Genomic DNA, 25448 nt, shown 5'->3' with positions numbered 1-25448 from the left:
GGCTACTGCTCCGCGACGATCTCGTTGCGCAGGACCCCGAGCCCCGTGATCTCGACCTCGACCACGTCGCCGGGGTTCAGCAGCGCCGGCGGGTCCATGAACAGGCCCACACCACCCGGGGTTCCGGTGACGATGATGTCGCCGGGCGCGAGCGGGGTGAAGGTCGAGATGTGCTCGATCAACCGGTCGATCGGGCACCGCATGTCCGCGATCGTGGCCTTCTGGCGCTGCTCACCGTTGACCCGCGTCTCGAGGGTGCATTCCTGAATGTCCTCGATGTCGGTGGCCGGCACGAAGTACGGGCCCATCGCGCCGGTGCGCGGGAAGTTCTTCCCCGGGATCCACTGCGTGGTGGCGCGCTGCCAGTCACGCACGGTGAAATCGTTGTAGATGCTGTAGCCCGCGATCACCGACTGCGCCTCGGCAGCGGGAACCTTGAAGGCCGGAGCGCCGATGACCACGGCGAGCTCACCCTCGTAGTCGAACTGGGTGCCCACCGCCGGGATCTCGACCGGGACCAGGTGACCGGTCTGGGAGTCGGCGAACCGCGTGAACAGGGTCGGGGCACCGACCTCGGCCTTACCGGTCTCCTCCAGATGCGACCGGTAGTTGACGCCCACGCAGATGATCTTGGCGGGGTTCGGCACAGCCGGCAGGAAGGAAACCTCGGACTCCTGGGCAACGGGTTCGAGACCGTCGACCAGCGAATCGCGCAGCAGACCCGCGGCGATGGCGTCGCGCAGGGAGGCGGCCACGTCGGCGCCGTTCACGCCCAGGTCGTAGACCTGCCCGTCGACCACTGCACCCCAGCTCTGACGACCCTCAACCTCGAAACTCACGTACTTCACAATCACATCTCCTCTGAAGAATGTATTTTCACGACGATAGTACGTCAGTAGTTAAGTAAAATATAGTCAGTCGCGGAAGGCGCCGGGCGGCGAGCAGGTGGGAGAACGGACGGTGGGAGATACTTACGCCCATGCGACTGACCCACTTCGGACACTCCTGCCTGCTCGTCGAACACCGCGGCGCGAAGATCCTGTTCGATCCGGGCAACTTCTCGCACGGCTTCGAGGGCATCACCGGGCTGGACGCCATCCTGGTCACGCACCAGCATCCGGACCACGCCGACGCCGCACGCCTGCCCGCCCTGCTCGACGCGAATCCCGACGCAAAGCTGTTCTCGGATCCGCAGTCCGCGGACCTGCTCGAGGGCGACTGGACCGCGGTGCGCCCGGGCGACACGCTCGAGATCGGCGAGGTGACCGTCCGCGGCACGGGCGGCCGGCACGCCGTCATCCACCCGGAACTGCCGGTCATCGACAACACCGCGTTCCTGCTCGGCGACGACGAGAACCCGGCCCGGCTGCTGCATCCCGGTGACTCGCTGTACATCCCGCACGAGCGCGTCGACGTTCTCGCACTCCCGTCCGCGGCACCGTGGCTGAAGATCTGGGAGGCGGTGGACTACCTGCGCGCGGTGAATCCGCGGGTCGCCGTCCCGATCCACCAGGCCATCATCGCCGAGCAGGCCAACGGCATCTTCTACGGCCGCTACAGCGAAATGGCGCCGGAGGGAACGGAATTCCGCGTCCTGCCCCAGGAATCCGACACCGAGGTCTAGGACACCGCGACCGTGGTGCGCCGATAGGTACCGTTTCCCGCCGCGTCCGCGAGGACCTTCCCCACCTCGCGGCGGGAAACATGCCACCTCGAGATCTCGCCGTCGACCGTGGCCGTGGCGGTGCCGTCGGCGGGTTCGTCGGTGAGGTTCACCGGCTGCACGACGGTCCAGTCGAGACCGCTGCCCCGCACGAGGCCGTCCTGGACCTCGGTGTCGGCGATCTGGGGTCCGAGCAGGAGCTTGAACATCAGGCTGTAGCGGAGCGGCAGCCTGCCCTGCGTCTCCCCCACGCCGTACGAGGTCTGCACCACGAGCCGGGGCACACCGTGGCGGCGCATCGCGTCGATCACGTTGCGCGTTCCCCGCGAGCGCACGTCGAGAGGGGTGCGGGCCGGTCCGCGTGCCCGGACTCGCAGCGGGTTCTCGCTGATACCGAGCGTGACCACGACCGCGTCGTGTCCCTGCACGGCGGCGTCGACGTCCTCGGGACGGGTCGCATCACCGCGCCGGACGGTGACGCGGTCCGCGATGTCGCGCACCGCTTCGGCGTCCCGCACGAAGACGGTGACGTCGTGTCCTCGTTCGAGCAGCTCCGCCACCGCGGCGCGTCCGGATCCGCCGGTTGCTCCGATGACCAGGATCTTCATGGTTCCTCCCCGTGTTCTCGGTTGACTTTCGGTTGACAAGTCCACGCTAGGAAGGACATTCGGGACGTTCCATGACCGTGGGTCCACGATCGGCAACCGTTCGTCCACGGGGCCTGGACGAACGGTCCGGAACCGAGAATCGTGGGGCCATGGCGATCGATCGAGAACCCGCGCCCTATCCGTGGACACCCGTCGATCCGCTCGGTGAGGCACTGCATCTGCTCCGGATGCGCGGCAGCTTCTACTGCCGATCGGAACTGGGCGCGCCCTGGGGACTCGAGATGCCGTCGTTCCCGGGCAGCGCCAGTTTCCACGCGGTGGTCGCGGGCGAGGCGTGGCTCGATGTGCCGGGCACGCCGCCGGTGTGTCTGCGCCCCGGCGACTTCGCGGTCGTGCCGCACGGGAAAGGCCACGTGATCCGCAGCGAACCGTCGCCCGTGCACACCGGCCGGGTCGACGTGCTGCCCCAGGAGATGATCGGCGACCACTATTCGTTGCTGCGTCACGGTGGGGACGGCGACCGCGGCGTCCTGGTGTGCGGGATCGTCGAATTCGATCATCCGACGTCGGCTCGTCTCGTCTCGTTGCTGCCGCCGATCCTGCGGATCGAGGCGGCAGCGGCGGCACCCGGAGCGACCGCGCAGGTGCTGGCGCTGATGGCCGACGAGGCGCGGCAGGTGCGACCCGGTGGCGAGGCGGTGCTGACCCGACTCGCCGACATCCTGGTGATCATGGCGATCCGGAGCTGGGTCGCATCCGATCCCGCCGCGCAGCGGGGCTGGGTGGGGGCACTGCTGGATCCACAGCTCGGCCGCGCACTCGCCGCGATACACCGGCATCCGGAGCGGGCCTGGACGCTGACCGCGCTCGCGCGGGAAGCGGCGATGTCGCGCTCCGCGTTCGCCGCCCGGTTCACCTCGCTCGTGGGTGAACCGGCGATGCGCTACGTGTCGCGGTGGCGGATGGAGTCGGCGGCCGCGGCCCTGCGCGACGGGGCCACGGTCGCCGAGCTGGCGTCGCGCTCCGGGTACGAGTCGGAGGCCGGATTCGCGCGGGCGTTCAAGCGGGTCACGGGTGTCTCACCCGGATCGGTGCGACGCCCGGCTGCCGCGGAGTCCTAGCGGGCCGCGGCCCGACCCGCGGCGCGACCGGAGAAGATGCAGCCGCCGAGGAACGTGCCCTCCAGCGAGCGGTAGCCGTGCACACCACCGCCGCCGAACCCGGCGACCTCCCCGGCGGCGAACAGCCCGTCGAACACCGTGCCGTCGGAGCGCAGTACCCGCGACGACAGGTCGGTTTCGAGACCGCCGAGGGTCTTGCGGGTGAGCAGGTGCAGTTTCACCGCGATGAGCGGTCCGGCCTTCGGATCGAGGATGCGGTGCGGCGACGCGATCCGCGCGATCTTGTCGGGCAGGTAGGCGCGGGCCGCGCGCATCGCCGCGACCTGCAGGTCCTTGGTGTACTTGTTGGCGATTTCGCGGTCGCGGGCCTCGACCACCGACCGCACCGTCGCGTAGTCGAGCGGGGCTTCCGGGGCCAGTTCGTTCATGCCGGCGACGAGGTCGGCGAGGTTGTCACGCACCACGAAGTCGACACCGCGCTGCTTGAACGCTTCGACCGGGCCGGGCGCGCCGGATCGGACGCGCTGCAGCAGCAGCTTGATGTTGCGACCGGTCAGGTCCGGGTTCTGTTCGGAGCCGGACAGGCCGAATTCCTTCTCGATGATCTTCTGGTCGAGCACGAACCAGGTGTGGTCGTGGCCGGTGGTGACGATGTGCTCGAGGGTGCCGAGCGTGTCGAATCCGGGGAACAGCGGCACCGGCAGGCGTTTGCCGGTGGCGTCGAGCCACAGCGACGACGGGCCGGGCAGGATGCGGATGCCGTGGTTCGGCCACACCGGGTCGTAGTTGGTGATGCCTTCGGTGTAGTGCCACATGCGATCTCGGTTGACGATGTTTCCGCCGGCCTTCTCGGTGATCTCGAGCATGCGGCCGTCGACGTGGGCGGGCACGCCGCAGAGCATGTGCTTCGGCGGGTTTCCGAGTCGCGTCGGCCAGTTCTTCTTGACCAGGTCGTAGTTGCCGCCGATGCCACCGGACGTGACGATCACGGCGCCCGCGCCGAACTCGAAGTCGCCGACGGCGGTGCGGGACGACTTCACGCCGCGCGCCGCGTCGGTCGGTTCCAGGACGGTGCCGCGCACGCCGGTGACCGCACCGTCGGTGACGACCAGTTCGTCGACCTGATGGCGGTACTTCAAGGTGACGAGGCCGCGGTCGGCGGCGGCGAGCACCTTGCGGGCGAAGATCTCGACGAGCCCGGGGCCGGTCCCCCAGGTGATGTGGAATCGGGGCACCGAGTTGCCGTGGCCGCCGGCGTCGTAGCCGCCGCGTTCGGCCCAGTTGACCATCGGGAAGATCTTCAACCCGCGCTGCGCGAGCCACGCGTGCTTCTCCCCCGCGGCGAACTCGACGTACGCCTGCGCCCAGCGGCGCGGCCAGCGGTCCTCGACCTCGCGGTCGAAGCCGGCGGTGCCCATCCAGTCCTGCAGCGCGAGGTCGTAGGAGTCCTTGATGCCCATGCGACGCTGTTCGGGACTGTCGACGAAGAAGAGCCCGCCGAACGACCAGAAGGCTTGTCCACCAATGTTGTTCGCGTTCTCCTGATCCACCAGGATCACCTTGCGCCCGGCGTCGATCAGCTCACCGGTCGCCACCAGCCCGGCGAGACCCGCCCCCACCACGATCACGTCTGCGTCCATGCTCGCAGACACTACCGGCCGGTCCCTGCACGACGGGAGAGGCCGAACGGCATCACGCGACGTGGCCGAGAGCCCGCGGCGGCCGGCGGACCGTCCGGTCGAAACCTGCGCGACGAGAGCAGCGCGGTGGGCACACTGGGATCGGATCCGTTGCCGACCGGAGCGAGGTGCCATGTCCGATCAGACCGAACCGCACGTGGACTGGGACCCGCGTTCCCCACAGGTCCAGGCGGATCAGATCGCCGCGTACGACGAGATGCGCGCCCGCTGCCCCGTCGCCTACAGCGCCTACCGCAATTGGACGGTGTTCCACCACGCCGACATCGTGGCGATCCTCGACGACCCCGCGACCTTCAGCAATGCGGTGTCGTCGCATCCGTCGGTGCCCAACGGCATGGACCCGCCGGAGCACACGTCGTTCCGGGCGATCAACGACCGCTACTTCACGCCCGACCGCATGCGCGCGTTCGAACCGGCGTGCCGCGAGGTGGCGCGCGACCTGATCGACGCGCTCGGGCCGGGTGAGGCCGAGATCATGTCCGGACTGGCCGAACCGTTCGCGAACCGGATCCAGTGCCGATTCATGGGGTGGCCGGAGCGCCTGCACGAACCGCTACGCGAATGGACGCGCAAGAACCGGGAGGCGACGCGCGCTCTCGACCGGGAGGCGATGTCGGCGATCGCGCTGGAATTCGACGGCTACATCCGCGAACAGCTCGACGAGCGCCGCCACCGACCGGCGACCGGGAGTCCCGACGTGACCGCGGAACTGCTCGGCGAGCGGGTCGACGGCCGGCCGCTCACCGATGCCGAGCTGGTGTCGATGATCCGCAACTGGACGGTCGGCGAGCTGAGCACGATCGCCGCGTGCGTCGGTATCCTGGTCGCGTTCCTCGCATCGAATCCGGACATCCAGAAGCATCTGCGGGCCGAACCCGACCGGATCGGTGCCGCGTGCGACGAGATCCTGCGGATGCGGGCACCGCTGATCGCGAACCGCCGTCGCACCACCCGGGAGGTGACCGTCGCGGACCGCCGCATCCCGGCCGGGGAACGGATCATGGTGCTGTGGGCGTCGGCGAACCGTGACGAGGCCGTCTTCGGTGATCCCGACGAGTTCCGCCTCGACCGCGACCCGGACGCAAACCTGCTCTACGGTCGCGGCATCCACAACTGTCCGGGCGCGCCGCTCGCCCGCCTCGAGCTCACCGCACTGGTCGACGAACTGCTCGCCGCGACCACGAACATCACCGCGACCGGCGCGGTTCCGGAGCACGCGGCGTATCCGGCGGGCGGGTTCACGCGAGTGCCGGTCGTACTGACCCGCCACTGAACGACCCGCACCGAACGGCACAACCCTCACCGAACGGCGAGGTCCCGTTCACCAAGACGGTCGTCCGGACCCGGCGCCGACGGGGTTTAGCGTCGGCCCGTGACGACCCGCCAGAAGACGTACCCGCACCTGCTCTCCCCCGGCACCATCGGCCCGATCACCCTGGCCAACCGGGTGGTGATGCCCGCGATGGACATGAATCTGTGCGTGGACGGTGAGATCGAGCAGGGCGACATCGACCACTTCGCGGCGCGCGCCGCGGGCGGCACCGGGTTGATCATCACCGGATGCTGCGCGGTCGCGTATCCGATCGGGTGCGCGAGCACCAAGGAACCGGGCCTGTCCGAGGACAGGTTCATCCCCGGGCTGAAGGCACTGGCGGACGCCGTGCACGTGGCCGGCAGCAAACTGTGCGTGCAGATGACCCATCACGGCAAGGTCGCCCGGATCGACACCGTCCAGGACCGTCCGCTGCTGGTGCCGTCGACACCGCAGGCCGCCCCCGACATGGGTGCGCTCGCCGACAACACCGGCGAGGAACTGCAGAAGATGGCGAGCGTCGTACAGGGCAAGAAGGCCACCTATCACGAAGCCGACGACGACGACATCCCTTGGCTGATCAAGTGTTTCGTCGAGGCCGCGGCCCGCGTGAAGGCCGCCGGCGGCGACGCGGTCGAAATCCATTGCGCGCACGGCTATGTGCTCGGCGCGTTCCTGTCCCGCGCCGACAACCGGCGCACGGACGAGTACGGCGGCTCGCTCGAGAACCGGGCACGGCTGGCGTGCGAGGTGATCCGGGCCGTCAAGGACGAGGTGGGCGACTCGCTGGCGGTGATCGTGCGTGTCGCCGGACGCGAGTACGGGGAGGCCGGCGCACTGACCACCGCCGAGGCCGTGCAGGCGTCGGTGTTGTTCGAGGCGGCCGGCGCGGACGCCGTCCACGTCACCGGGTGGGCCCGGAATCCGTTCTCCAACTTCACCGACGGTCCGCTTCCGAACACGGTCGGCGCGTACACCGACCTGGCCGCGGAGGTGAAGCGGGCGGTGTCGATCCCGGTGATCGCGGTGGGCCGGATGCTTCCCGAGGTGGGTGAGCAGACCATCGCCGACGGCAAGGCGGACTTCGTCGCGATGGGCCGCCAGCTGCTGGCCGACCCCGACCTCGTCGGCAAACTGAAGGCCGGAACCCCGGAGCAGGTGCGACCCTGCATCAATTGCTATGTGTGCGTTCAGGAGAACTTCTGGGACGGCACCCCGGTGTGCGCGGTGAATCCGGCGCTGGGCAACGAGGCCCTGGTGCCGTTCGTGCGGACCGCCGCCGCGAAGCGGGTCGTCGTCGTGGGTGCCGGGCCCGCGGGTCTCGAGGTCGCGCGCATCGCAACCGAACGAGGCCATCGCGTCACGGTGCTCGACAAGACGGATCGTCTCGGCGGCACCCTGTGGTTCTCGACGCTGACCACCCCCGACAACGAGCGCCTGCTGAACTGGCTGACCGCCGAGGTCCGGCGGCTCGGCGTCGACGTCCGGTTGAAGACCGAGGCCACCGCGGCGTCGATCCGGGCACTGAACCCCGACGTCGTGGTGATCGCGACCGGCGCCGTGCGTGAGCGCCCCGGTGTGCCCGGGGGCGATCTGCCGCACGTGCACACCGGCGACACGCTGCGGGCGTTGATTACCGGCAGCGGTGATGTTTCCGGTCAGCCGTGGTTCCTGCGGACGGCGGGCAAGCTCGGTGCGCTGTCGGGTATCACGAAGCGGCCCGGTGCCGTTCGCTCGGTGACCCGCAAGTTCTTGCCGGTGGGCCGGAACGTCGTGGTGATCGGCGGCTCGCTGGTGGGTCTCGAACTCGCCGAATTCCTGGCCGATCGGGGCCGGCAGGTGACGCTGCTGGAAGAAGGTCAGCAGCTCGGGGTGCCGATGGCGATGCCGCGGCGCTGGACCGCGGTCCGCCATGCCGGGGAGGTCGGGGTGACCGTCCACCGGCACGCGACCGTCCAGCGCATCACCCCGGACGCGGTCGAGTTCCGGGTCGGCACCGAAACCCACACCACCCCCGCCGATCTGGTCGTGATGGCATCGGGAGTGTCGGCGGCGGCGCCGCTCGCCGACGACCTCGCCGGGTCCGGGACGGACGTGCGGGTCGTCGGCGATGCGGGCGACGTCGGATACATCGAGGGCGCGATCCACTCGGCGTGGAAGGTCGCGACCGCGCTGTGACCCCGGTTTCTGTGACTCCAGCTGCTGGGACTCAGGCTTCGGCGGTGTCCGGCGTGTCGTAGGCACCGCCGAAGCGGTCGCGGTGCACCGCGTCGGTCAGCGGACGGCCGCGGCGCCAGCCGAACCGTTCCAGGTCGGGTACCTCCTGGAGACGGGTGACCGGCCCGACGCACAACCATGCGATCGGCCGTACCGCGCCTTCCGCGCCGATGAACTCGGTGAGGAACGGTTCGTCGTAGAACGACACCCATCCGACGCCGAGCCCCTCCGCGGTCGCGGCGAGCCACAGGTTCTGGATCGCGAGCACCGCGGAGAACAACCCGGACTCGTCGATGGTGTGCCGGCCCAGGATGTGCTTGCCGCCGCGCTCCGGATCGTAGGTGACGACGATGCCGGTACGGGACTCGACGATCCCCTCGATCTTGATGGGGTCGAAGGTGCGGCGGCGGTCCTCGGGGAGCGAATCGGCGAACGCCTGCCGGCATCCGGCGACGTGCTCGGCGAACGCTTCGAGCCGCTGCCGGTCCTGGACCACGACGAAGTCCCAGGGCTGGGTGTTGCCGACGCTGGGCGCATGGTGGGCCGCGGCGAGGATGCGCCACAGCACATCCTCGTCGACGGTTTCACCGGCGAATTCGGCGCGCACGTCACGGCGCATGCGGATGATGTCGTACAGCGCGTCGCGCGCTTCGTTCGAGAACATGGCTTCAGGTCAGACCGGCAGCACGGCCTCGATCGCGGCGACGACCTCGGGGGCGTCCGGCTCGGTGCGCGGACGGAACCGGTTGACGACGGTGCCGTCGGGTGCGATGACGAACTTCTCGAAGTTCCACTGGATGTCCCCGGCCTCGCCCTCGGCGTCGGCGTGCTTGGTCAGCTCCGCGTACAGGGGGTGCCGGTTCTCGCCGTTGACCTCGATCTTCTCGAGCAGCGGGAAGGTGACGCCGTAGGTGGTGGAGCAGAACTCCTGGATCTCCTCGGCGGTGCCCGGTTCCTGGCCCAGGAACTGGTTGCAGGGCACACCCACCACGATCAGGCCGCGGTCCGCGTAGTTCTTCGCCAGCTGTTCCAACGCCGTGTACTGCGGCGTCAGGCCGCACTTGGAGGCGACGTTGACGACGAGCAGCGCGTGGCCGTCGAATGCGGCGAGGGACGTGGGCTCACCGGCGAGGGTGTTGATCGCGATGTCCTGAAGAGGTGTGGTCATGCCGACCAACGTAGTCGGCCCACTGCGCTTGCGGAGTTTCCTCCGGGCAGGAAGCCCGGCCACGTTGCGGGGGGCACCGGCCTTCCGCCCGGCCGGTGGCCCGGCTCGGTTCCCCTCCAGTGCGCCGATCACGCCCGATCCGGGCCACCGAGACGGATAGAATCGGCCGGGAAAACCGAGGTGACGGCATGAACAGTCGGCCGGTGGACGAGCTGCAGCGCGAGATCGCCGCCGAGCTGATCGCTGCGGGCTTCGAGGCGCCGCGTGTGATCGGCAAGGGCGGATTCGGCATCGTCTTCCGATGCCGTGAGCCCGCCCTCGACCGGAGCGTGGCCGTCAAGGTGCTGCGCGCGAGCCCGGACAGCGAGGGCAGGGCGCGTTTCCTGCGCGAGCAGCAGGTGATGGGACGACTGTCCGGGCATCCGAACATCGTGCACGTCCTCGCGGCGGGCGTCACGCACACCGGACGGCCCTACATCGTCATGCCCTTCCACTCCCGCGACTCCCTGGACGCACTGATCGAGCGGCGCGGACCTCGCGATACCGGAGAGGTCCTCGATCTCGGGATCAAGCTGGCGGGAGCGCTCGAGACCACGCACCGGGCCGGGGTGCTGCACCGCGACATCAAGCCCGCGAACATCATGATGTCGGAATACGGGGAACCCCAGCTCACCGACTTCGGTATCGCCCGTCCGTCCGACCGGCGGGACACCACCGCCGGCCTGGTGGTGGGTTCGCCCTCCTACACCGCACCGGAATTGCTGCACGGGCAGCCGCCCGCCGTCGCCTCGGACGTGTACGCGCTCGGCGCGACGCTGTTCACCGCTCTGGCCGGCCGCCCGGCGTTCGGCCGGCGGCGGGACGAGGATCAGCTTTCCCAGCTGTTGCGGATCAGCACGGAACCGATCCCCGATCTGCGCCCCCGGGGCGTCCCGGACGGTGTGTGCGCGGTCGTCGAACGGGCCATGGCGCGCGATCCGGCCGACCGTCCCGGCAGCGCAGCGGAACTGGGCGCGGACCTGCGCCGCGTCGGCACGGAACTCGGCTTTCGCGTTCCCGACATTCCTCTTCCGCTGCCCACTCGGGACGAGGACGAGCGCGAGCGCGAATCCCTGCCGGGTGAACCGACGGCCACGGCGGCCTATCTCGTGCGCGAGCCGTCCTCGAACGACCTCGCGACGGCGCGGCCTCCCACGGTGGCCACCAGGTACCGGCCACCCGCCGGTGCGCACCCGACGATCCGGCGCACCCGGCTGCTCGAACGGCTCGGCGCCAACGACCGGGCGCGTCTGATCCTGATCCACGGCCCGGCCGGGTACGGCAAGACCACGCTGGCCACCCAGTACGTGCGGATGCTCGAGGACGAGGGGCGCACGATCGTCTGGCTGTCGATCGACGAGGACGACAACACCCCCGCGTGGTTCCTCGGGCACCTCGTCGACGCGGTCGCGGCGGCCGCGCCCGATCTCGGCACCGAACTGACTCGGATCCTCGAGGGGCACGGCGACGGGGCCGAACGCTTCGTTCTGACACACCTGATCAACCGGACCCACACCGCGGATCGACACATGACGGTGGTTCTCGACGATTGGCACAGGGTGACGAACCCCGGCAGCCGGGCCGTGGCCCGATTCCTGATCGAGCACGGCTGCCACCATCAGCAGGTGGTCGTCACCAGCCGAACCCGCCGCGGCGTGCCGCTGGGCAGCATGCGCGTGCAGAACGAGCTGGTCGAAATCGATACGACCGCACTGCGTTTCGATATCGACGAATCCCGGGAACTGCTCACCGGAATGGCGGGTCTGCGACTCGAGGAGGGGGAGGTCGCAGAACTCGAGGAGTCGACGGACGGCTGGGCCGCGGCACTGCAACTCGCCTCCCTCGCGCTCCGGGAGCACAACGATCCACAGACGGTCATCCGCCAGTTGTCCGGCCGTCACCGCGCCGTGAGCGAGTACCTGGCCGAGAACGTCCTCGACAACCTGGAACCGGACGTGCTCGAATTCCTCCTGGAAACATCTGTCCCCCAACGTATCTGCGCCTCTCTCGCCACCGAACTGACGGGTCGGCGCGACGCCCGGGCGATGCTGGAGGACATCGAGGAGCGCGACCTGTTCCTGACCCGCCTCGACGAGGACGGCCGGTGGTTCAGATACCACAATCTGTTCGCGGAGTTCCTGTGCCGGCGCCTCGAACGTGAGCGACCGGACCGGCTCGTCGAACTGCACCGGATCGCCGCGCGGTGGTTCACCGGACAGCGACTGCTCAGCCCGGCGGTGGACCATTACCTCGCGGCCGGCGACGAAGGCGGCGCACTCGATGTCGTCGAGAAGGAATCGGTTCCGCTCTTCGAACGGTCCCAACTGAGCACGCTGCTCGGGCTGGCGGCGAAACTGCCCGATGGCGGTCTGAGCCGGCCGCAGCTGCGGATCAACGTGGCGTGGGCCCACGCACTTCTGCACCACCGGCAGGAGGCCGACGATACGCTGGGCACCCTCGACACGGACCTTCCTCCGGAGCCCGACGACGAGGATCGGAACCGGCAGGCCGAAGCCCTGATCGTCCGAGCCACGATCAACGGCTTCGACGACCGGCTCGACGGTCTCGACGAGGCGGTCGCCGCGGGCATGGCCCGGGCCGAGAAACTGCGCCCGTGGGTCCTGTGCGGAATCGCAGACCTGGCGGCGTACCTCGCGATCCACCGCTTCGAATTCGCCGAGGCGCGGCGCTGGCAGGCGTGGGCACGCCCGTACCACCGCCGCGCGTCCGGCCCGTTCATCGTCGTCTACGGGTACTGCCTCGACAGCATGGCGGCCCGGGAGCAACTGGACCTCGAGACGGTCGAATCCGATCTTCGCCACGCCATGCACCTGGCCACACCCCGCGGCGAGGTCGACTCGTACATTTCCCGGCTCACCGGAGCCCTCCTCGGCGACCTGCTCTACGAGCAGGGACATGCGGCCGAGGCCGAGCGTCTCCTCGACGACAGCTACACCCTCGGCGCCGAGGGCGGCATCGTCGAATTCATGCGGTCGACATACGCGGTCGGCGCTCTCGCCAAGTTCAGGCTCGGCCACGTCGACGAGGCCGCGGAACGTCTGGACGAAGGCGATCGGCTGGCGCGACGGTTCCGCCTCCCTCGTCTCGCGTCGTACATCACCCACGAACGAATCCGCACGGGCATCGGGGCCGAGCGGTTCTCTCCCGACAGTTTCCCGCCGCGGATCCCGGACGGTCTCGGGGACGGCATCGTCCGGACCGCCGCCGAGGTCGACGAGCGCTCGGCAATTCGGCTCCTGCTCGCGTCGGATGCCCGCGACCGGGAAAGAGCCCTCACGCGAGCACAACTGCTCACCGATTCGATCGATGCCGCGCAACGACCCCGCGCCGCGCTCTACGCCCGGTCGCTGTTGCTCGAGTGCCTCGCAACCACACGGGACGGCCCCGAGGTGGAACGTGCGGCCGTCGAACTGCTCGAGCAGTGCGCCGGGTACGGCCTGGTGCATCCGCTGCTCGACGCCGGTCCCGCCGTGAACGCGCTCGTCCGGCGGATCGATTCGCAGCGCGGCATGGTCGGATACGCTCCGGCGGTCACCAGGTATCTCGACCGGTACCGCGAACTGCCCGACCCGGTGTGGCCCACCTACCGTTGAGCCGCACCCAGGTCGACACCGCACAGCCCGGACAACCTACACCACAAGGAAATTCATGGAGATCAAGGAACTGGGCCACGTCGTCCTCTACGTCCGCGACATCACCCGCTCGGCGCACTTCTACGGCGAGGTCCTCGGCTGGCGCCGGCTGACGGCGGACGGTGCACCCGCGATGCCGGTCGCCGCGTTCTCCGCACCGTCGAACCGAACCCATCACGAACTGCTGCTCATCGAGGTCGGGCCCGATGCCGCCGCCCTGCCCGCCGGACGCCGGGTGGGGATGTACCATTTCGGCCTGAAGATCGGCGACAGCGACGACGAACTGCGCGCGGCCCTGGCCCAGTTGCGGGAAGCCGGGGTTCCGATCCTCGGTGCCAGCGATCACGGCATCACCCACAGCCTCTACATCGCAGACCCCGACGGCAACGAGATCGAGCTGTACATCGACGTTCCCGACATCGACTGGCGCTCCGACCCGTCCCTCCTCTACTCCCCCGTCAAGCCATTGCACTTGTGACGGACCCCGGATACGCACCGCGGCCCGGACTCCGTAGGGAGTCCGGGCCGCGGAGGCGAAGACGGGTCGCGCTACGCGCCGACCTTCTGCAGCTGCGGTTCCTTCTGCGGAACCGGATGCCCGTCGTTGTCGCCGAGCATCGATTCGTCGAACGGCAGCCGGCCGGCGAGCACCTCGTCGACGCGGGCGCGGTCCACGGTCTTGGTCCAGGTGCCGATCAGCAGGGTTGCGATGGCGTTGCCGGAGAAGTTCGTGACAGCGCGCGCCTCGGACATGAACCGGTCGACGCCGACGATCAGGCCGACCCCGTCGACGAGATCCGGGCGGTGGCTCTGCAACCCACCGGCGAGGGTCGCGAGCCCGGCGCCGGTCACGCCGGCTGCGCCCTTCGACGCGATGATCATGAACAGCAGCAGCGACAGCTGCTCGGCCAGCGCGAGCGGGCGGCCCATCGCGTCGGCGACGAACAGCGCGGCCATCGTCAGGTAGATCGCGGTGCCGTCGAGGTTGAAGGAGTAGCCGGTGGGCACCACGACACCGACGGTGGTGCGCTGCACGCCCAGGTGCTCCATCTTGGCGATCAAGCGCGGCAGCGCCGACTCGGACGAGGACGTCGCGAAGATGAGCAGGTATTCGCGGGCCAGGTAGCGGACCAGCTTGAACACCGACACCCCGGCGACCGCGCGCAGCAACGTGCCGAGGACACCGAACACGAACACCAGGCACGTCAGGTAGAACGCCAGCATCAGCGCGCCGAGCTGGAGGACCGCGCTCAGGCCGGTCTGGCCGACGACGTTGGCGATCGCGCCGAACGCGCCGATCGGGGCCAGCCACAGGATCATCGTCAGGATCTTGAACACGAGCTTCTGCACGTGCGCGACACCGCGCAGGATCGGCTCACCGGACTTGCCGATGCCCTGGATCGCGAAGCCCACGAGCAGCGCGACGAACAAGGTCTGCAGCACGCTGCCGGAAGTGAGCGCGGACAGCATCGAGGTCGGGATGATCCCGGAGATGAACTCGGCGGTGCCGCCGGCTTCGTGGGCCTTCTCGGCCAGTGCCGCACCGGAGGATGCGGTGGATGCGTCCAGGGTCAGACCGCTGCCCGGGTCGAGCAGGTTGCCGACGAACAGGCCGATGCCGAGCGCGATCGTCGACATGCCGACGAAGTAGATCAGGGCGAGACCACCGATGCGCCCGACGCTGGCGGCCGCGCGCACCGAGCCGATTCCCAGCACGATGGTGCAGAAGATGACCGGGCTGATCATCATCTTGATGAGGTCGACGAACGTCGTGCCGAGAATGCCGAGAGACTTGCCGACGTCCGGCGCCAGCCAGCCGACCAGCACACCGGCGAACACGGCGACGACGACGCCGATGTACAGCCAGTGGGTCCGGTCCTTGCGCCGGGACGTCCGGTCCTTGCGCAGAGACACTGTGGTGCTCATGGGTTGCCCTTCGATCACGGATACGGATTCGGTGGCAACCGGCAGGACTCGGGATTCGGCCGGCGAACGGCCGATCGGTGCGGAACCCTGTCGAAGCGGTTCCACTCCCGGAGGTGACCGGTATCACTTCCACCTATCAGAATGGTGATGGTGGGTCGGCGCACGGAGAAGATTGCGTACATAGTGTTCACGGGAGGTCGCCGGTGAACCGTCACGGCACACGTCGGCCGATGAGCGTGGCGGGGCAGCTGCTGATCCTGCAACTCGTGGTGTTCACCGTGGTCGCGATCGCCGCGGGGGCGCTGTTCGTCGTCGACGAACGCCGCGACGCCGACGCCACGACCCGCCTGGCCGTAACCGATGTCGCGGTGACCACCGCCCAACTCCCCGACGTCGCCGAAGGTCTGCAGTCCCCGGATCCGACCGCGGCGCTGCAACCGCTCGCCGAGCGGATCCGCACCTCCACCGGCGTCGACTTCGTCGTGGTCGTGGACCCGGACGGGATCCGGGTGACCCATCCCGTGCCGGAGCAGATCGGGCTTCCCTACACCGGCCACATCGAGCAGGCCCGGACCGGGGAGCCGTTCAGCGAGACGTACACCGGCAGTCTCGGGCCGTCGATCCGGACGATCGCCCCGGTGTATGCCGACGACGGCACGCTCGCCGGGTTCGTGTCGGCCGGGGTGACGCGGGAGCGCATCGCCGACGCCTTCCTGCGCGGCCTGCCCGGGATCATCGGGGTCGTCGCGGCAGGGCTCGCGGTCACCGCGGCCGGCGCCGTCCTCATCTCCCGCCGGCTGCGACGGCAGACGCTGGGGCTGAATCCGGACCAGTTGCTGCGCATGTACGAGCATCACGACGCGGTGCTGCGCGCGATCGGTGAGGGCCTGGTCGTGTTCGGCACGGCGAGCGACGGGTCGCCGCGCGTCGACGTCGTCAACGACGAGGCCCGCAGGTTGCTCGGGCTCGGGTCCGGGCCGGTATCGTTCGAGTCGCTGCCGGAGACCCTGCGCAGGCTCGCGACCGGTGAGGAGGTGCGCGACGAGGTACACCTGACCCGGGACCGGGTGCTGGTGGTGGGCAGCGACGCGGTGCAGTGGGAGGGCCGGCGGATCGGGACGGTCGTGACCCTGCGCGATCACACCGAGTTGCGGGGCGTGCTCGGGGAGCTGGATTCGGTGCGCGGGTTCGCCGAGTCGCTGCGGGCCCAGGCCCACGAGTCGGCGAACCGGTTGCACACGATCATCACGATGGTCGAGCTGGGCCGGTCCGAGGAAGCCGTGGCGTTCGCGACGCGCGAGCTGGCGGTGTCCCAGAACCTCATCGACCGGTTGACCGCCGACGTCGCCGAACCGGCGCTCGCGGCGCTGCTGCTCGGCAAGGTCGACGAGGCCGCCGAGCGCGGCGTCGAACTGACCGTCACGGAGGACACCGCGCTGGGTCCGGTGCCGTCGGTGCCCTCCCGCGACCTCGTCACACTCGTCGGGAACCTGATCGACAACGCGATCGATGCGGCCCGAACCGCCGACGAACCGTGGGTGGAAGTCACAGTCCGCGAAGAGGATTCGACGATGATCGTCGAGGTCGCCGACAGCGGGCCGGGAATGTCGCCGGACACCCTGGCGCAGGCGATGCAGCGCGGGTACTCCACGAAATCCGAACATCGCGGACTCGGGCTGGCACTGGTCGCGCAGGTCGTCGCCCGCCACCGCGGGGTCCTGCGGACCGAACCGTCCCTCGGCGCCATGATCGTCGCGGAGATTCCCCTGGGGGGTCGCTCGTGATCCGGGTACTCATCGTCGAGGACGAACCGCTCATCGCGCAGGCCCACCGCGAATACCTCGGGCGGATACCGGGATTCGAAGTGGTCGACGAGGTGCACACCGGCGCTGCCGCACTGCGGGCGGCGACCGCGGCCGTACGCCGTGGCGAACCGATCGACCTGATCCTGCTCGACATCGGCCTGCCCGACATGAGCGGCCTCGACGTGGCGGCGTCACTGGGCGGGTTGCGGCCGAGCCCGGACATCATCGCCGTGACCTCGGCCCGGGATCTCGAGGTGGTCCGCACCGCTGTGTCCCGCGGCATCGTGCTGTATCTGCTCAAACCGTTCACGTTCGCCGCGCTGCGCGACAAGCTCGAGCACTACGTCGCCTACCGCACCGCGCTGGGTTCTGTGGAAACCGCGGTCGCGCAACACGATATCGATCGGGCGATGGCCGCGCTGCGCACGTCGAACACGAAGGCGTCCGCGCCGAAGGGCGTCTCCCCCGCAACCCTCGACCGGATCGCCGGGTTCCTCCGCGAGGCGGACGGTCCCCGCACCGCCGCCGAGGTCGGAACAGCGGTCGGGGTATCGCGCGTGACGGCGTGGCGGTACCTCGAACGTCTCGCCGACGACGGTCTGCTCGTCCGCATCACCGAGTACGGCCGCGCCGGCCGCCCTCAGGTCCGTTACGCCCGCAATCCCCGCCCCACCCCGGGTGACGGGAACCGGCATCCGGGCTGACCGGCGCAGGTTCCCGTCACGGGAGGGCAGGGATTATCGGCTCAGTCCCGGTCCCGTCGTGCTGCATCCAGGTCCCGAGCCGACTGCTCCGAATCGGTGTAGGACACATCGTTTCGGTTGCATGCCTGGACGAACATGTCGAGGAAACTCCTCTCGGTCCGGACACGGCGGGATTCCTTGCCGGGTTCGGCGTCACCGCTCGCAGCAGTCATGACCCGTTCTCCTTCCGATCATCGACGGGACGCCGGGGCGATTCCGTGTCGGTCGACGAGTGCCGGTCCCTACATCGGCACCACCGACAGGAGCCAGGTGTAGGCCTCGACGAGGGGGGTGTGGACAGCGAGGAAAGCAGCTTCGACCAGGGCTCGCACGAATGGTTCTCCTTCTCGTTCCCACGCGTCGATCGATCGACGCGCAAACGCTCCTCCGAGCGTCCATCAGCGATTCGGAGCCGGTGCGCAGGAGGATGGGTCGGATTCCTGCGCCGGTCGTGACAGCGGACACTGCCCGGATCGTGGCGATGAACCGGGGCCCGGGACAGGCTTTCGGGAGGATAATCGGTTCGTAGCCGCTGTCGTCGTGGACCGATGCCGAATGATGGTCACACGAACCGTGCGGGGGGCGTCCCAGGGTCGTCCACGGGGCAGCGACGCTCGCTGGTGGTGCCACGGCTACCGAAGGTATGTCCGAGGTGGGGTGAACCCGAAGCCGTCGGCCCGACCACCGGATGCACGACCACCGGATACAGAGGAGGCGAGGTCGTGACGACGAAGTCTGGCGCCGACAGGGTGGATTCCACGGCGGATCGCAGGGCGCGAGAAGTCGAAGAGCAAATGACCGACGACGAACGGTTCTCCCTGCTCATCAGTGTCCTCGGCGAAGTACCGGGGAGTACGGCGGCGGGCACGCGCGATCCGCGGATCCCCGAAGAGGTCACGAACATGAGCGCGGGTTACACGCCCGGTGTGCCGCGCCTGGGGATTCCGGCGATTCAGAGCAGCGATGCCGGTATGGGGGTGACCAACCCGGGCTACCGGCCGGACGACGAGGGCGCGACGGCGTTCCCGTCGTCGATTGCGCTGGGGGCGAGCTTCAACCCTCGGCTGGTGCGAGAGCAGGGCGAGGCAATCGGCCGCGAAGCGCGGGTGCGGGGGTTCAACGTCCAGCTCGCCGGCGGCTGCAATCTGGCGCGCGACCCGCGCAACGGCCGCAACTTCGAGTACTACTCCGAAGACCCTTATCTGAGCGCGGTTCTCGCCGCCGAGCAGGTCGACGGCATCCAGAGCCAGGGTGTCGTCTCGACGCTGAAGCACTACACGCTCAACTGCAACGAGACCAACCGCCACTGGCTGGATGCGATCATCGACCCCGATGCGCACCGCGAATCGGACCTGCTGACGTTCCAGATCGCGATCGAACGCTCGCAGCCCGGCGCGATCATGAGTGGCTACAACAAGATCAACGGTGAGTACGCCGGCGGCCACCACCACCTGCTGAACGAGGTTCTCAAAGGCGCCTGGGGCTACCCGGGGTACGTGATGTCCGACTGGGGAGCAACCCCGCAGTGGCAGTTCGCGCTCGCGGGCCTCGACCAGGAGTCGGGTGTCCAAGCAGACCTGATGTTGTGGGGCAAGCAGCCCTTCACCGACGAGCTCAGGGCTGCCTACGTCAACGGTGAGCTGCCCGCGGAGCGGCTGTCGGACATGGTGCGCCGCATTCTGCGGTCGCTGTTCGCGGTGGGCGTCGACCGATGGGGACCGGCTCCGGAGGTCGACATGGCCGAGCACAACCGGATCGCGCTGGAAGGGGCACGGCAGGGCATCGTGCTGCTGAAGAACGACGGCGTACTGCCGATTCCGACGGACAGGCCGCTCACGATCGCGGTCATCGGAGGCTACGCGCAGCAAGGGGTGATCAGTGGCACCGGCTCGGGAGCGGTGGCCCCGGTGGGTGGCTTTGCGGGCGTGATCAAGATCGGTGGAGCGGGCGTCATGGGGAAACACCGCAACCTGTTCCTGTTCCCACCGTCTCCGCTCGAAGAGCTCGAAAAGGCCCTGCCCCAAGCACATTTCGACTTCGATCCCGGGTATACCCCGGCAGAGGCCGCGTTGACCGCGAAACGCTCCGACATGGTGATCGCCTTCGGGATCCGCGTCGAGGGCGAGGGATTCGACAGCGCCGATCTCTCGCTGCCGTGGGGTCAGGACGCTGTCATCGACGCAGTGGCATCCGCCAACGCGAACACGATAGTGGTACTGGAGACGGGGAACCCTGTGTCCATGCCGTGGCGCGACAAGGTGAAGGCAATCGTGCAGGCGTGGTACCCGGGACAGGCCGGCGCGCAGGCGATCGCCGAAGTGCTCAGCGGCGCGGTCAACCCGTCCGGGCGGCTGCCGATCACCTTTCCGGAGAGTCTCGAGCAGACCCCGCGACCGGAACTGCCAGGACTGGGGACGCCGTGGGGCACCGCCGTGAGGATCGAATACAACGAGGGCGCCGAGGTCGGCTACCGCTGGTTCGCCGAGACCGGGGCCTCACCGATGTACGCGTTCGGTCATGGACTCGGCTACACCACCTTCGAGTACAGCGACCTCGACGTCACCGGCGGTGACACGGTCACGGCCACGTTCACCGTCACCAACACCGGCGACCGCCCCGGTGCCGATGTCCCCCAGCTGTACCTCACCGAGGCGGTCGGCGAACGGCGGCAGCGGCTGCTCGGCTTCGAACGCGTCGAGTTGCAACCCGGAACGTCGCACCGAGTGACCTTGGTTGCCGAGCCGCGACTCCTCGCGCGCTTCGACGGCACTGCCGGCAAGTGGCGTATCACCGAAGGGACGTACGAGGTCGCGGTGGGCAAGTCCGCCGACAGCCTCGATCTCACAGCCGAGACGACGTTGACGAACGCGCTGTTCGGCAGCTGACCCGAGGACCGGCGAGCCACGACCGCCATCGAACCCGGTACGGAGGGCCCGTGAGATTCCCGGGTGGCCCGGGTCCGGTAGTAGTAGTGGGAACGCTCAGCCGGAGCCACCGAGGAGAACGAACCGTGCGTATCGCCAATCTCGACAACCGTGCCGTCCTCGTCGTCGGTGATCCCGGCGACGAGCGCGCCGTCGACATCGCCACCGCGTCCGACGGCAGGTTCGGTCCGGATCTGCCTTCGGTCTTCGCGTCGTGGGACGAGGTGCGGGCGTGGGCCGCCGAGGTGGACCCGGCAGGCACGACCACGACGGCGATCGACCGCACCCGCCTCGGTGCCCCGTCACCCGCACCGCGACAGGTGTTCGCGATCGGACTGAACTATCGCGAGCACGCCGCCGAATCCGGTATGGAGGCACCGACGCACCTGCCGCCGGTGTTCACCAAGTACGTCTCGTCGTTCTCCGGTCCCGATACCGAGGTCGTCATCCCGGACGGTGGCAACGTCGACTGGGAAGTCGAACTCGTCGCCGTCATCGGACGGCAGGGGTACCGGATCGCCGAGACCGATGCGTGGTCGCACGTAGCCGGATTGACCGTCGGGCAGGACATCTCCGAACGCGTTGCCCAGATGCGCGGCCCCGCACCGCAGTTCGGCCTCGCCAAGTCGTTCCCGGGCTTCGCACCGCAAGGTCCGTGGCTGGTCACCCCGGACGAGTTCGCCGACCCGGATGATCTCGAACTCGGGTGCCGGATCGACGGCGAGGAGGTCCAGCGGGGCCGGACGCGGGAGATGATCTTCCCGGTGCCCGCGCTGATCGCCGCCCTGTCGGAGAACGTCACGCTGTATCCCGGGGACGTGATCTTCACCGGGACGCCCGCCGGCGTCGGCATGGGCCGCGACCCCCAGCGGTACCTGCAGCCCGGCGAGACACTCGACACCTGGATCGAGGGCATCGGTGAACTGCACCAGCGGTTCGTCGCGGCCTCGTAGTGCACGGTGAGGGGACCCGGCCGGATCGACCGTCGGGTCCCCTCACCGTGAGCGCCAGGGCTCAGTAGACGACCGAGTCCGCCCCGGCCGCATGCCCGAGATAGGCCCGCTCGAGCACCTCCGGTGATGCCGCGAGATCGGCCGCGGCGCCGGACGTGGTCACCTCACCGTGCCGGAGCACCAATGCACGGTCGGCGACGGTGAGCGCCATGTGCACGTGCTGTTCGACCAGCACGGCGGCAACCTGCCGTTCGTCGACGAAGCGCCGGATCACCGGCAACAGCGACTCGACGATCACCGGTGCCAGTCCCATGCTCAGCTCGTCGATCAGCAGGACCTTCGGTGCCTGCATGAACGCCCGCCCGATCGCGAGCATCTGCTGCTCTCCCCCGGACAGCAGGCCCGCCGACACGTCGAGCCGTTCCCCCAGCTGCGGGAAGTAGTCGATCACCTCCGCGATCGTGGTACCTCCCGGTCGGCGGGCGAGGCGAAGGTTCTCGGTCACCGTCAGGCCGGTGAACAGCGCCCGATCGTCCGGGACGAGCACGATCCCCGCCTTCGATGCGGTTCGCGCGCTCCCCGGCTTGATCCGCACGCCGTCGAGTTCGACCGTCCCGGCGAGTGGCGCCAGCAACCCGGCGAGGGTGATCAGCAAGGTCGTCTTGCCCGCCCCGTTGGGACCGAGCACGGCCATGATCTCGCCGGGCCGTAGCTCGAAGCCGACATCGCGCACACACGCCCTGCCCCGGCCGTAGCCCGCCGAGAGTCCGTCGCAGTTCATCATCGTCGTCGTCATGTGCCCGATTCCGCCTTGCTCTGGGTCGCACCGAGATACGCCGCGACCACGTCCGCGTTCGTCCGGATCTCGGCCGGTGTACCGTTCGCGATCACGCGGCCGAGATCGAGGACCACGATGCGATCGCACAATTCGAGGACCAGGTCCATGTCGTGGTCGACGATGACGATCGTCACGCCTGCATCCCGAACCATTCTCAATTTCTCTCCGAGCCAACGACTCTCGGAGCTCGCCAAACCTGCGGCGGGTTCGTCGAGCAGCAGCACCTGCGGTTGCCCCGCCAGCGCGCGGGCCACCGAGACCAATTGCTTGCGCCCCTGCGACAACTCACCGACCGGACGGTCGACCAGCGCGGTGAGACCGAGCATCCGGAACAGGGAGTCGCTCCACTCCGCCGACTCCTTCCCACGTCGCCACCCGCCGGCGGCGAACGTACCGACGGCGACGTTCTCCCGAACCGAGAGATCGTCGTAGAGCGACATGTCCTGGAATGTCCGGCCCAATCCGAGGCGGCTCCGCCGGTGCGGCGGAAGGTCGTCGATCCGCTCGTCCCCGAGCGCAACCGATCCCCCGGCCTTCGCGAATCCGCTCAACGCATCGATGCAGGTCGTCTTTCCCGCACCGTTCGGCCCGATGAGCCCGACGATCTCACCGGATCGCACCTCGGTGGCGAAGTCGGCCAGTGCCGTGACGGCTCCGTGGGTCACCGTGAGGCCCTCCGCGGCGAGGACCACCGTCCCGGCGGCATCGCTGTCCGCGGAGACTGTGAGCAACTCCGACCCCGACGCGTTCGCGCCGCTTCCGATGTCGTCGAAATCTTCTGTCTCCGATCCGGTTCGGGAACCGAACCGGCCCCGGATCCGCTGCATCTGCACGACCACCTGTCCGGCGATGCCCTCGGGGTAGCCGATCACCGTGAGGACCAGCAGGACACCGCCGATGAGCGCGTAGTAGTCCGCGAATCCCAGCAGCCGGTCCATGAGGACGAACACGATGCCGCCGGCACCGAGAACACCGGAGAGGATTCCGCCGCTCACCAGCGTCACGCCCGCGATGTAGATCATCGCGAACATCGCGATTCCGCCGATGGTGGAGTAGGACTCGGCGGTGGCCACCGTCTGCTGGTAGGCCATCAGCGATCCGCCGAGTCCGGCGATGAACGCGCCGATCGCGAATGCCGCGAGTTTCGTCCGCGCCACGTTGATCCCGGACGCGGCCGCGGCGCGTTCGTTGGCGCGTACGGCCAGCATGGCGGCACCCAACCGGCCCGTGCGCAACTTGACCACCGCCAGCGCGACGATCACGAGAACTACCAGGCAAAGGAATCCGAACACCGTTCGCGGGTAACCCGCTCCGGATCCGATCGACAGGTCGATTCCGAACAGGGTCGGTTTCGCGACCGGAGCTCCCCCCATTCCGCCGTTCAGCGCGGTGTTCCGGAACCACACGAATTCCAGGAACACCGCCAGGGCGAGAGTGACCACCGTGACCGGCAATCCACGGATCCGCAAGGCGGGGAGCCCGACGATCACACCGATCACGGTCGCCACCAGAGCCGCGAGGATCGGCGCCACGGGGAACGGAATGCCCAGGTCGACCGTCAACCGGCTCAACGAGAATGCCCCGACACCGGCCAGGGTCAGCTGGGCCAGCGAGATCTGCCCCGCGAAACCCGTCACCACGACCTGCGACAGCCCCACGATCGCGAGGATGAGACTGATGATCACCGCCCCGCGGAAACTCCCCGACGTCAGAACGAGCGCCAGGGCCGCGACGACGATGCCGGCGATCGCCGGCAGCAGGATCTTCTGCGGACGCGGTGCCCGCCCCAGGGTCGACTTCACGATCGCACCACGCGTCGGCAGCGGCTTTCCCCGCACGACGAGGAAGACGAGAATGAGTGCGAGCGGCACGAGTTCGGCCATTCCCGCCCGCGGGAACCACTCCACCGTCGCCTGCAGGTGGGTCATCTCCGACTGCAGCATCCCGATGGCGAAACCGGCAGCCACGGTCAGGCCCATCGCGGTGAAGTTCCCGACCAGCGCGGCCGCGAGTGCGGGAATCACGAAGAGCGTGTACGCCACCGGGACGAGTGGAACGATCGGCGCGATGAGGATGCCGCTGATACCCGCCACCACGGTGCTCAGCGCCCAGTTGCCGACGGCGATCCGGTCGGGCGAGAGTCCGGTGACGAGCGCACCCTTCTCCGATTCGGCGGCCGCACGGGTTGCCAAACCGAAACGGGTGTAACGGAACAGAGCGACGAGAATCACCGTCATCCCGACGACGATCACCGCGAACCACAGACGATCCTCGGGAATCCGGACTCCGAGGAGCGTGACGGCCCCGTTCGGCAGGATGGGCTTGACCGAAACGGGTGTCGTCCCGACACGGATCGCCAGCAGCGCCTGGACGACCAGCATGACGCCGATCGACACGACCGCCTTGGCCACCGGGGGTGCGTTCCGCACGAGCCGGAACACGGCCGCGTAGAGGAAGACGCCCAGCAGTGCCGCGACGAGAAGCGACAGGAGAGCCGCGGGGACGAATCCCCACGGCCCGCCCACGTCCACCGTCGTCGGCATTCCGGGAATCGGGTTGAGCAACTCACCTTTCCGGAGCAACCCGTACGTGTAGGCCACGTACAGGGCGATCGCGCCGGTGGCGAAGTTGACCACGCCCGAGCTACGGAAGGTCATCACCAGGGCGAGCCCCAGCGCCGCGTACACGGCGCCGTTGCCCAACCCCAGTGCGAGGAAAGCGAAGTGCTCGGACATCACTCACTCGTTTCCCGGTGCCCGGACGGCACGTCGCGCCACG

General features: G+C 68.8%; 19 protein-coding genes. 10 read left to right on the top strand and 9 right to left on the bottom strand.

What is annotated here, in order from left to right; translation table 11 throughout:
• Positions 1-2 precede the first annotated feature (2 nt).
• Positions 3-839 (bottom strand): fumarylacetoacetate hydrolase family protein, encoded by an 837-nt coding sequence (locus tag ACN675_RS01720; protein WP_420749262.1) that lies wholly within the window; start codon positions 837-839, stop codon positions 3-5.
• Between the two features lie 140 nt (positions 840-979).
• Here ACN675_RS01720 and ACN675_RS01715 point away from each other — a divergent pair, with 140 nt between their 5' ends.
• A complete protein-coding gene (locus ACN675_RS01715; protein WP_420749261.1) occupies positions 980-1624 on the top strand; it encodes an MBL fold metallo-hydrolase in 645 nt (214 codons plus the stop codon).
• On the opposite strand, the gene ACN675_RS01710 is transcribed toward ACN675_RS01715, so the two are convergent.
• Positions 1621-2271, bottom strand: a complete 651-nt coding sequence (locus ACN675_RS01710; RefSeq protein ID WP_420749260.1) for an NAD(P)-dependent oxidoreductase — start codon at positions 2269-2271, stop codon at positions 1621-1623. The genes ACN675_RS01715 and ACN675_RS01710 overlap by 4 nt on opposite strands.
• 149 nt (positions 2272-2420) lie before the next feature.
• On the opposite strand from ACN675_RS01710, the gene ACN675_RS01705 reads away from it, so the two are divergent.
• Positions 2421-3392: an AraC family transcriptional regulator gene (locus ACN675_RS01705; RefSeq protein ID WP_420749259.1), complete on the top strand. Its 972-nt coding sequence runs from the start codon at positions 2421-2423 to the stop codon at positions 3390-3392.
• On the opposite strand, the gene ACN675_RS01700 is transcribed toward ACN675_RS01705, so the two are convergent.
• Complete coding sequence (locus tag ACN675_RS01700; protein WP_420749258.1) at positions 3389-5032, bottom strand: FAD-binding dehydrogenase; 1644 nt, start codon at positions 5030-5032, stop codon at positions 3389-3391. The genes ACN675_RS01705 and ACN675_RS01700 overlap by 4 nt on opposite strands.
• Positions 5033-5204: 172 nt before the next feature.
• On the opposite strand from ACN675_RS01700, the gene ACN675_RS01695 reads away from it, so the two are divergent.
• Positions 5205-6365, top strand: coding sequence for a cytochrome P450 (locus tag ACN675_RS01695; RefSeq protein WP_420749257.1), 1161 nt, complete (start codon positions 5205-5207; stop codon positions 6363-6365).
• A 99-nt stretch (positions 6366-6464) separates the two neighbouring features.
• Entirely contained in the window at positions 6465-8582 is a 2118-nt protein-coding gene (locus ACN675_RS01690; protein WP_420749256.1) for an FAD-dependent oxidoreductase, read from the top strand.
• 31 nt (positions 8583-8613) lie between these two features.
• Here the strand turns inward: ACN675_RS01690 and bluB are convergent, their stop codons facing one another.
• Both bluB and ACN675_RS01680 read right to left on the bottom strand, forming a co-directional pair.
• The gene (gene bluB, locus ACN675_RS01685; RefSeq protein ID WP_420749255.1) at positions 8614-9285 is read right to left on the bottom strand and encodes a 5,6-dimethylbenzimidazole synthase; all 672 of its coding nucleotides are present in this window, start codon (positions 9283-9285) and stop codon (positions 8614-8616) included.
• 9 nt (positions 9286-9294) lie between these two features.
• A complete protein-coding gene (locus ACN675_RS01680; protein WP_420749254.1) occupies positions 9295-9789 on the bottom strand; it encodes a glutathione peroxidase in 495 nt (164 codons plus the stop codon).
• A gap of 188 nt (positions 9790-9977) precedes the next feature.
• Between ACN675_RS01680 and ACN675_RS01675 the strand changes: the two genes are divergently transcribed.
• Entirely contained in the window at positions 9978-13442 is a 3465-nt protein-coding gene (locus ACN675_RS01675; RefSeq protein ID WP_420749253.1) for a protein kinase domain-containing protein, read from the top strand.
• 55 nt (positions 13443-13497) lie between these two features.
• On the top strand, positions 13498-13959 hold the full coding sequence (locus ACN675_RS01670; protein WP_420749252.1) for a VOC family protein: 462 nt from the start codon (positions 13498-13500) through the stop codon (positions 13957-13959).
• Positions 13960-14030: 71 nt separating this feature from the next.
• Here ACN675_RS01670 and ACN675_RS01665 read toward each other — a convergent pair whose 3' ends face one another.
• Positions 14031-15407: a cation:dicarboxylate symporter family transporter gene (locus ACN675_RS01665; protein WP_420749251.1), complete on the bottom strand. Its 1377-nt coding sequence runs from the start codon at positions 15405-15407 to the stop codon at positions 14031-14033.
• 230 nt (positions 15408-15637) lie between these two features.
• On the opposite strand from ACN675_RS01665, the gene ACN675_RS01660 reads away from it, so the two are divergent.
• Positions 15638-17191: an ATP-binding protein gene (locus tag ACN675_RS01660; protein ID WP_420749250.1), complete on the top strand. Its 1554-nt coding sequence runs from the start codon at positions 15638-15640 to the stop codon at positions 17189-17191.
• Complete coding sequence (locus ACN675_RS01655; RefSeq protein WP_420749249.1) at positions 17188-17916, top strand: response regulator; 729 nt, start codon at positions 17188-17190, stop codon at positions 17914-17916. The genes ACN675_RS01660 and ACN675_RS01655 overlap by 4 nt, the downstream gene beginning before the upstream one ends.
• A gap of 41 nt (positions 17917-17957) precedes the next feature.
• Here ACN675_RS01655 and ACN675_RS01650 read toward each other — a convergent pair whose 3' ends face one another.
• Positions 17958-18128: a hypothetical protein gene (locus tag ACN675_RS01650; protein WP_420749248.1), complete on the bottom strand. Its 171-nt coding sequence runs from the start codon at positions 18126-18128 to the stop codon at positions 17958-17960.
• 621 nt (positions 18129-18749) lie between these two features.
• Here ACN675_RS01650 and ACN675_RS01645 point away from each other — a divergent pair.
• Entirely contained in the window at positions 18750-20840 is a 2091-nt protein-coding gene (locus ACN675_RS01645; RefSeq protein ID WP_420749247.1) for a beta-glucosidase, read from the top strand.
• Positions 20841-20965: 125 nt separating this feature from the next.
• Entirely contained in the window at positions 20966-21832 is an 867-nt protein-coding gene (locus ACN675_RS01640; protein WP_420749246.1) for a fumarylacetoacetate hydrolase family protein, read from the top strand.
• Between the two features lie 61 nt (positions 21833-21893).
• Here ACN675_RS01640 and ACN675_RS01635 read toward each other — a convergent pair whose 3' ends face one another.
• Together ACN675_RS01635 and ACN675_RS01630 are read right to left on the bottom strand one after the other, a co-directional pair.
• Positions 21894-22628, bottom strand: a complete 735-nt coding sequence (locus ACN675_RS01635) for an ABC transporter ATP-binding protein (RefSeq protein ID WP_420749245.1) — start codon at positions 22626-22628, stop codon at positions 21894-21896.
• Complete coding sequence (locus ACN675_RS01630) at positions 22625-25405, bottom strand: ABC transporter permease subunit (protein WP_420749244.1); 2781 nt, start codon at positions 25403-25405, stop codon at positions 22625-22627. Before ACN675_RS01630 ends, ACN675_RS01635 begins: the two co-directional genes overlap by 4 nt.
• Between the last annotated feature and the right edge of the window lie 43 nt (positions 25406-25448).

Source organism: Rhodococcus sp. O3 (genome assembly GCF_048897285.1).
Taxonomy (GTDB): domain Bacteria; phylum Actinomycetota; class Actinomycetes; order Mycobacteriales; family Mycobacteriaceae; genus Rhodococcus.
The sequence above is the reverse complement of the archived record's forward strand: the minus strand, read 5'-3'. Positions and strand labels throughout refer to the sequence as shown.

Bases quoted from the DNA above. Each gene is read 5' to 3' on its own strand.
- ACN675_RS01715 (WP_420749261.1), top strand. From the start codon at position 980: ATGCGACTGACCCACTTCGGACACTCCTGCCTGCTCGTCGAACACCGC.
- ACN675_RS01710 (WP_420749260.1), bottom strand. From the start codon at position 2,271: ATGAAGATCCTGGTCATCGGAGCAACCGGCGGATCCGGACGCGCCGCG.
- ACN675_RS01705 (WP_420749259.1), top strand. From the start codon at position 2,421: ATGGCGATCGATCGAGAACCCGCGCCCTATCCGTGGACACCCGTCGAT.
- ACN675_RS01700 (WP_420749258.1), bottom strand. From the start codon at position 5,032: ATGGACGCAGACGTGATCGTGGTGGGGGCGGGTCTCGCCGGGCTGGTG.
- ACN675_RS01695 (WP_420749257.1), top strand. From the start codon at position 5,205: ATGTCCGATCAGACCGAACCGCACGTGGACTGGGACCCGCGTTCCCCA.
- bluB (WP_420749255.1), bottom strand. From the start codon at position 9,285: ATGTTCTCGAACGAAGCGCGCGACGCGCTGTACGACATCATCCGCATG.
- ACN675_RS01680 (WP_420749254.1), bottom strand. From the start codon at position 9,789: ATGACCACACCTCTTCAGGACATCGCGATCAACACCCTCGCCGGTGAG.
- ACN675_RS01675 (WP_420749253.1), top strand. From the start codon at position 9,978: ATGAACAGTCGGCCGGTGGACGAGCTGCAGCGCGAGATCGCCGCCGAG.
- ACN675_RS01670 (WP_420749252.1), top strand. From the start codon at position 13,498: ATGGAGATCAAGGAACTGGGCCACGTCGTCCTCTACGTCCGCGACATC.
- ACN675_RS01665 (WP_420749251.1), bottom strand. From the start codon at position 15,407: ATGAGCACCACAGTGTCTCTGCGCAAGGACCGGACGTCCCGGCGCAAG.
- ACN675_RS01660 (WP_420749250.1), top strand. From the start codon at position 15,638: ATGAGCGTGGCGGGGCAGCTGCTGATCCTGCAACTCGTGGTGTTCACC.
- ACN675_RS01650 (WP_420749248.1), bottom strand. From the start codon at position 18,128: ATGACTGCTGCGAGCGGTGACGCCGAACCCGGCAAGGAATCCCGCCGT.
- ACN675_RS01645 (WP_420749247.1), top strand. From the start codon at position 18,750: ATGACCGACGACGAACGGTTCTCCCTGCTCATCAGTGTCCTCGGCGAA.
- ACN675_RS01635 (WP_420749245.1), bottom strand. From the start codon at position 22,628: ATGACGACGACGATGATGAACTGCGACGGACTCTCGGCGGGCTACGGC.
- ACN675_RS01630 (WP_420749244.1), bottom strand. From the start codon at position 25,405: ATGTCCGAGCACTTCGCTTTCCTCGCACTGGGGTTGGGCAACGGCGCC.